The organism is Mesorhizobium sp. M7A.F.Ca.AU.002.02.1.1, assembly GCF_003998535.1.
Taxonomy (GTDB): Bacteria; Pseudomonadota; Alphaproteobacteria; order Rhizobiales; family Rhizobiaceae; genus Mesorhizobium; species Mesorhizobium ciceri.
The window spans coordinates 1-6,310 of record NZ_RZPB01000338.1; the positions used below are offsets into that span (position 1 = coordinate 1).

The 6,310-nt window shown below is 63.9% G+C and carries 9 protein-coding genes; 2 read left to right on the plus strand and 7 right to left on the minus strand.

What is annotated here, in order from left to right; genetic code table 11:
* The coding region (locus EN879_RS20160) for a hypothetical protein (protein ID WP_164774478.1) at positions 1 to 482 on the plus strand (482 nt) is incomplete at its 5' end.
* A 2-nt stretch (positions 483 to 484) separates the two neighbouring features.
* Here EN879_RS20160 and EN879_RS20165 read toward each other — a convergent pair.
* From EN879_RS20165 to EN879_RS20190, 6 genes are all read right to left on the minus strand, one after another.
* Positions 485 to 1,120, minus strand: coding sequence for a DUF480 domain-containing protein (locus EN879_RS20165; protein WP_027163303.1), 636 nt, complete (start codon positions 1,118 to 1,120; stop codon positions 485 to 487).
* Positions 1,121 to 1,152: 32 nt separating this feature from the next.
* Positions 1,153 to 1,932: a succinate dehydrogenase iron-sulfur subunit gene (locus EN879_RS20170; protein WP_013528877.1), complete on the minus strand. Its 780-nt coding sequence runs from the start codon at positions 1,930 to 1,932 to the stop codon at positions 1,153 to 1,155.
* 9 nt (positions 1,933 to 1,941) lie between these two features.
* Positions 1,942 to 3,777, minus strand: a complete 1,836-nt coding sequence (sdhA, locus tag EN879_RS20175) for a succinate dehydrogenase flavoprotein subunit (protein ID WP_063169528.1) — start codon at positions 3,775 to 3,777, stop codon at positions 1,942 to 1,944.
* A 1-nt stretch (position 3,778) separates the two neighbouring features.
* Positions 3,779 to 4,174, minus strand: coding sequence for a succinate dehydrogenase, hydrophobic membrane anchor protein (gene sdhD / locus EN879_RS20180; protein WP_013528875.1), 396 nt, complete (start codon positions 4,172 to 4,174; stop codon positions 3,779 to 3,781).
* A gap of 2 nt (positions 4,175 to 4,176) precedes the next feature.
* Positions 4,177 to 4,596, minus strand: a complete 420-nt coding sequence (gene sdhC, locus EN879_RS20185) for a succinate dehydrogenase, cytochrome b556 subunit (RefSeq protein ID WP_063169529.1) — start codon at positions 4,594 to 4,596, stop codon at positions 4,177 to 4,179.
* 261 nt (positions 4,597 to 4,857) lie between these two features.
* On the minus strand, positions 4,858 to 5,286 hold the full coding sequence (locus EN879_RS20190) for a hypothetical protein (RefSeq protein WP_063169530.1): 429 nt from the start codon (positions 5,284 to 5,286) through the stop codon (positions 4,858 to 4,860).
* Positions 5,287 to 5,547: 261 nt separating this feature from the next.
* Here EN879_RS20190 and EN879_RS20195 point away from each other — a divergent pair, with 261 nt between their 5' ends.
* Positions 5,548 to 5,910: a hypothetical protein gene (locus EN879_RS20195; RefSeq protein ID WP_024504989.1), complete on the plus strand. Its 363-nt coding sequence runs from the start codon at positions 5,548 to 5,550 to the stop codon at positions 5,908 to 5,910.
* Here EN879_RS20195 and EN879_RS20200 read toward each other — a convergent pair.
* A partial coding sequence (locus EN879_RS20200; RefSeq protein WP_164774479.1) for a GGDEF domain-containing protein occupies positions 5,894 to 6,310 on the minus strand: 417 nt, incomplete at its 5' end. The two genes, EN879_RS20195 and EN879_RS20200, sit on opposite strands and share 17 nt — an antisense overlap.

Consider the following 6,310-nt stretch of genomic DNA (forward strand, 5'->3'; position numbering starts at 1 on the left):
GGCTGGCCTTCAGCGCCGGCGGCGCTTACGGCCAGGGCAAGGGACCGACGACACGCTCGCGCCTCGGTGCGATGCCGGGAGCGCTCGTCGGCAAGTGGGGTTTTGCAGTTGCCAGCGGCAATTATTGCGACACATTCAGCAACTGCGATCCAGGCAGCGGCGGCAGCGTCACCTTTACCTTCGGGGCTGACGGGCGCACCTATTACGCGCTGTTCCAATCGTCTCTGGTCGACGGCTGCGGTCAGGTCCGGTCGCTGACCCTGAAAACCGGCAAGGCCTCCGTGCGCGGTTCGACCCTGGTTTTCACGCCGACGGCAGGAACCTACAAATCCGTCAATGGTTGCCGGCCCGACCTTACGGGCCTCTGGAAATTCAAGCCCGGTGACCTGAAGCCGGTCTCCTTGCGTTGGCAACTGGACGGCAACCAGTTGCGGCTGATCGACCCCGACGGCGAAGCGAGCGGCGTTTACTCGAGGAGGTGAACCTAGCGCTCGCCGGTCAGCGCGTCGATGCGGGCGCGTAACATTGCAATCTCCTCCTCGAGGGCGCTGACGCGCTCCTCGAGGCCGGAGGCAGATGAAGCAGCCGACGCAGCCTGCATGGCGATGGGGGCGATCTGCGGAATCCCGCTCAGCAGATGGACGTAACGCTCCTCGCGCTGGCCCGGTCCGCGTGGGATTTCCTGGATGAGTGGCGGTCGGCGGCCGATCAGCATGTCGAGCTCGGCGCGCAAATCTTCGATCGACGAAAACCGTGCCATGCGCTCGGTGCGCGCCGACAATTCATGGGCCGTCTGCGGCCCGCGCAGCAACAGCAAGCCGATCAAGGCGGTCTGCGGTGTGGTCAGCGAGAAGCGCTGCGCCATCTGGTGCTCGTAGCGCTCGACACGCGAACCGAACATCTGCCGCACCAGCCCCTTTTGTTCGAGCAGCTTCAGCCCCCGGTGCACCTCGCTCTGCTCCAGCGCCATCACCGGCTCGCGCGCCGTCTTCTGGTTGGCGGCGGCCAGTGCCGCGTTGAGCGTCAGCGGATAGACATCCGGCGTCAGCTCCTTCTTCTCGATCAGGCAGCCGAGAATGCGAGCTTCCACAGGGGAAAGGATGGGAAGGTCATCGCTCATTGGATTACTCTCGCCGGCAACCAACCAACCGCCTAAACCCTTCTCTCCACCATCATCTTCTTGATCTCCGCGATCGCCTTGGCCGGGTTGAGGCCTTTGGGGCAGGTCTGCGCGCAGTTCATGATGGTGTGGCAGCGATAGAGCCGGAACGGGTCTTCGAGATTGTCGAGCCGCTCGCCGGTGGCCTCGTCGCGGCTATCGATCAGCCAGCGATAGGCCTGCAGAAGCGTTGCCGGGCCGAGATAGCGGTCGCCGTTCCACCAATAGCTCGGGCACGAGGTCGAGCAGCAGGCGCACAATATGCATTCATAGAGCCCGTCGAGCTTCTCGCGGTCCTCATGGCTCTGCAGCCACTCCTTGGCCGGCTCCGGCGACACCGTCTTCAGCCAAGGCTGGATCGACGCGTGCTGGGCGTAGAAATTGGTGAGGTCGGGCACCAGATCCTTGACCACCTGCATATGCGGCAGCGGGTAGACTTTTACCGCGCCCGAAATGTCGTCGCAGCCCTTGGTGCAGGCGAGCGTGTTGGAACCGTCGATGTTCATGGCGCAGGAGCCGCAAATGCCTTCGCGGCAGGAACGCCGCAAGGTCAGCGTCGGGTCGATCTTGTTCTTGATCCACAGCAGCGCGTCGAGCACCATCGGCCCGCAGTCGTCCATGTCGACGAAATAGGTATCGATGCGCGGGTTCTCGTCGTCGTCCGGCGACCAGCGATAGATGCGGTATTCCCGCAGATTGGTGGCGCCCTCCGGCTTCGGCCAGGTCTTGCCCGGCTTGATCTGCGAATTCTTGGGGAGCGTGAGTTCAACCATGTTCGATCCTCAATACACTCTGGCCTTGGGCGCGATCTTGGCGAGGCTGATGCCGCCGTCCTTTTCAGCCAGCTGCGGCTCGGTGTGCACCGGCCGGTAGGAGAGTGCCACCTCGCCGTCTTCGCTCAGCCTGGCCAGCGTATGCTTGCGCCAGACCGCGTCGTCGCGCGCCGAAAAGTCCTCGCGTGCGTGCGCGCCACGGCTCTCCTTGCGCGCCTCGGCGCTGTAGACCGTGGTGATGGCATTGGCCATCAGGTTTTCCAGCTCCAGCGTTTCGACCAGATCGGAGTTCCAGATCATCGAGCGGTCGGACACTTTGATGTCCTTCAACTCGCCCCAGATCTGCGAAATGCGCTTACAGCCATTTTCGAGCGACTCCTGCGTGCGGAATACGGCCGCGTCTTCCTGCATCGCCTTCTGCATCTTTTCACGCAGCACCGCCGTCGGTGTCGAGCCGTTGGCGTAACGCAGCCGGTCGAAGCGGTCCATGATCTTTTCGACCGAGGCTTCGTTGGGCGAAGGGATCGCCGACTTGCGGTCGATGACCTGGCCGGCGCGGATCGCCGCCGCGCGGCCGAACACCACAAGATCGATCAACGAATTCGAACCGAGCCTGTTGGCGCCGTGCACGGAGGCGCAGCCGGCTTCGCCGACAGCCATCAATCCGGGCGACACCTGGTCTGGATTGAGCGCCGTCGGATTGAGCACCTCGCCCCAGTAATTGGTCGGCACGCCGCCCATATTGTAGTGGACCGTGGGCAGCACCGGGATCGGCTCCTTGGTCAGGTCGACACCGGCAAAGATCTTGGCCGATTCCGAAATGCCCGGCAGCCGCTCATGCAGGACGGCGGGATCGAGATGGTCGAGATGCAGGAAGATGTGGTCCTTGTTCTTGCCGACGCCGCGGCCTTCGCGGATCTCCAGCGTCATGCAGCGCGAGACGACGTCGCGCGAGGCAAGGTCCTTGGCTGACGGCGCGTAGCGCTCCATGAAGCGCTCGCCCTCGGAATTGACGAGATAGCCGCCCTCGCCGCGCGCACCCTCGGTGATCAGGCAGCCGGCGCCATAGATGCCGGTCGGGTGGAATTGCACGAACTCCATGTCCTGCAGCGGAAAGCCGGCACGCGCGGCCATGCCGCCGCCGTCGCCGGTGCAGGTGTGCGCCGAGGTGGCCGAGAAATAGGCGCGGCCATAGCCGCCGGTCGCCAGCACCACCATCTTGGCCGAGAAGCGGTGGATGGTGCCGTCATCCAGGTTCCAGGCGACGACACCGGTGCAGGTGCCGTCCGGCTCCATGATCAGGTCGAGCGCGAAATACTCGATGAAGAACTGCGCATTGTTCTTCAGCGACTGGCCGTAAAGCGTATGCAGGATGGCATGCCCGGTGCGGTCGGCGGCGGCACAGGTGCGCTGCACGGGGGGACCTTCGCCATAGTTCATCATGTGGCCGCCGAACGGCCGCTGGTAGATCTTGCCCTCTTCGGTGCGCGAAAACGGCACGCCGTAATGTTCGAGCTCGTAGACCGCGGCCGGCGCCTCGCGCACCAGATATTCCATGGCGTCGACATCGCCCAGCCAGTCCGAGCCCTTGACGGTGTCGTACATGTGCCATTGCCAGGAATCGGGACCCATGTTGGACAGCGAGGCGGCAATGCCGCCTTGCGCCGCCACCGTGTGCGAGCGGGTCGGGAACACCTTGCTGATGCAGGCGGTGCGCAGCCCCTGTTCGGCCATGCCGAGCGTGGCGCGCAGGCCGGCGCCGCCGGCGCCAACGACCACCACGTCGAACTTGTGGTCGACAAGGGTATAGCCTGCCGTGTTGGCTTGTTTCGCGTCCTTGGCCAACTCAGCCTCCGAATGCCAGCTTGAGCAGGGCGAAGATCGAGGCGACGCCGACCGCTATGGTGAAAAATGTATTGAGCGCGATCAGCGCCAGCTTCATGCCTTCGCCATGCACGTAATCCTCAATGATCACCTGCATGCCGATCCGCATATGGGTGAGACCGGAGATGAGCACCAGGGCCATCACCAGCGCCACGAACGGGTTGGCAAGGGCTGCCCGCACATGCTCGTGGTCGGCGCCGTTGAGCGCGATCAGGAAACCGACGAAGAACAGGATCAGCGGGATGTTGGCGATCGCGGTCAGGCGCTGGCGCCAGAAATGCCCGGTGCCCTCGCGGGCGGAGCCGAGGCCGCGGACCCTCGCCAGCGGCGTGCGCATGTCGGTGTTTTTGCCGCTCATCATCAAGCTCCCCGCGCCATGGTGCCGGCGATCCAGATCAGCAGCGTGAGCAGGATCGAGCCGGCCAGCGTCGCCCAGGCGATCTTCGAGGCGGTATGCTTTTCCAGGCCCGCGCCCGTGTCCCAGATGAGGTGCCGTACGCCGCCCAGCATATGATGCATCAGCGCCCAGGTGTAGCCGAACAGGATGATCCGGCCGAGCCAGGTGCCGAAGGCCGAATTGGCCCAATCGAAGGTCGCCTGCGAGCTTGCCGCCGCCATCAGCCACAGGGCGACCAGCAGCGTGCCGAAATACAGCGCGCCGCCGGTGATGCGGTGAATGATCGACATCGTCATGGTGATCGGCGGCCGGTACACGGTGAGGTGCGGCGAAATCGGCCGTTCACGTCTGGCAAATTCGCGGGTGGCTGGTGATTTGCTCATGGCTCCCCCAGTTCGGCGTCTCTCTGGAGCCTCAGGTGGAAATGCGGCATTGCCGCTTCCGGTTGCGACTTCGGACAGCCGGTTTCTAATGCTCTTTTTGCACCGCGTCAAAGCCAGAAAACCGTTTCGAAAACGTAATTTAGTCTGACTAAAAGGCGGGCTTTGGCTTCAATCGATTAGGCTGGGAAGGCCTGAAGCCGGCTCGATATCGCTGCAGTGCAACATATCTGGCTCCAGGGCCCAGCGGTGGTGAGACTGGCGTCAGCGTTTGCAGGTCTGCGGCGTCGATCCCTTCTTCATCACCAGCGCCTCGCGCCCGTCGATCACGATTGCGTCATGCGTGGCCGCCTGGTAGCGGCTGCTCTGGTTGGCAGGCGACGCCGCAAACTCCTCGGTCGCGCCGTCGGACCCGACCACACGCAACGACGTGCCTAGATTTTGGATGAAAATCATACCGTTGTTGCCGCATCTATAGGTGGCCGTGCCTATGCCTGGTCGCGGCGCGGTAAGGTCGGTGATGATCTTGGGTGCAGCTGCCGGAGGCACCGCGGCTGCGACGGACTGCTGGGCCGGCGCAGGTGAGACGACGACGGTATTGGCTGCCTTCGGCGCGCTGTCTTGCGGCACACAGGCAGCGACGACACCGAGCAACGGGAAAACGGACACCCAAATCGGCCGGCGTAGCGCCATATGCTGTCCTCCCGCGCGGCAAGCGGCCACGATGCTTTGTCCAGATCACGATCGTCCCGACGCCAAGGCGGACGCCGCCGCGATGGTGCGGCCAAGCATGGCCGAATGATGGCCACCGGGTTTTCCATCCAGTCGGATATTAACGGATATTAACCATGTTTACCGAGACATCGCCGCCAAACGCGCCGGCCTCTTAACAAAGGTTAAGAAACCGTTAATTTCTGATTCGAGGAGGCTTTCCCTCAAGACACGGAGGACGCCATGCGTTCGAATTCGGGCAAATCGCGCCTTGCGGCGCTCGTCGTAGCAGCCTCGGTCGCCGGCCTTGCAGCGCCAGCGCTTGCCGGCGCACGGCATCAGGATCGCGTCTACGCCGATTCCTTCGGCAACCTCGTCGTCGACAGCGCCGCCGGCTACAAGCGCATCATCGTCGGCCAAGGCAGGCTGGCCAAGCAGCTCTCCGACTACACCAGCGCCGGCCAGCCCAAGGTGATCTACGAGAACGAAGCCGACGAAATCGGCGGTTATAGCGATTGCTACCGGCCGCCGGTGCTGGTGAAGGGCCGCTCCTATATGTACGGCCTCTCCGACGGCGAGATGCCCGAACTCAGCCCCTGCCGTTAGCTTCCGTTCCGGCTGACGACCAGTTGCCGGCAGGCCCGACGGAGACGCGCACGCAATCGCGCCCGGCATTCTTCGCCTGATAGAGCGCCTGGTCGGCCCGCCGCATCAGATCGGCAAGGTCTTCGCTCGCATGGAGTTCGGCGACGCCGAAGCTCGCGGTGCAGCGGTTGTCAGCCGGCAGTCCGTCTATGGGCAGCGCGCCGAAGGCGCTGCGCGTCCCCTCGGCGAACAGCCGCGCCGCGGCAAGGTTGGTTCCCGGCAGGATGATGGCGAACTCCTCGCCGCCAATGCGGCCGGCAACGTGATGCGCGGCGGCGGCTTCACGCAGGAAGCCTGCAAAAGTCTCGATCACCCGGTCGCCGGACGCATGGCCGAAGCTGTCGTTGACGCTCTTGAAATG

Excerpts from the sequence above, each read along its gene's own strand:
- EN879_RS20195 (WP_024504989.1), top strand. The coding sequence starts at position 5,548 with ATGCGTTCGAATTCGGGCAAATCGCGCCTTGCGGCGCTCGTCGTAGCA.
- EN879_RS20170 (WP_013528877.1), bottom strand. The coding sequence starts at position 1,932 with ATGGTTGAACTCACGCTCCCCAAGAATTCGCAGATCAAGCCGGGCAAG.
- EN879_RS20165 (WP_027163303.1), bottom strand. The coding sequence starts at position 1,120 with ATGAGCGATGACCTTCCCATCCTTTCCCCTGTGGAAGCTCGCATTCTC.
- sdhD (WP_013528875.1), bottom strand. The coding sequence starts at position 4,174 with ATGAGCGGCAAAAACACCGACATGCGCACGCCGCTGGCGAGGGTCCGC.
- sdhC (WP_063169529.1), bottom strand. The coding sequence starts at position 4,596 with ATGAGCAAATCACCAGCCACCCGCGAATTTGCCAGACGTGAACGGCCG.
- EN879_RS20190 (WP_063169530.1), bottom strand. The coding sequence starts at position 5,286 with ATGGCGCTACGCCGGCCGATTTGGGTGTCCGTTTTCCCGTTGCTCGGT.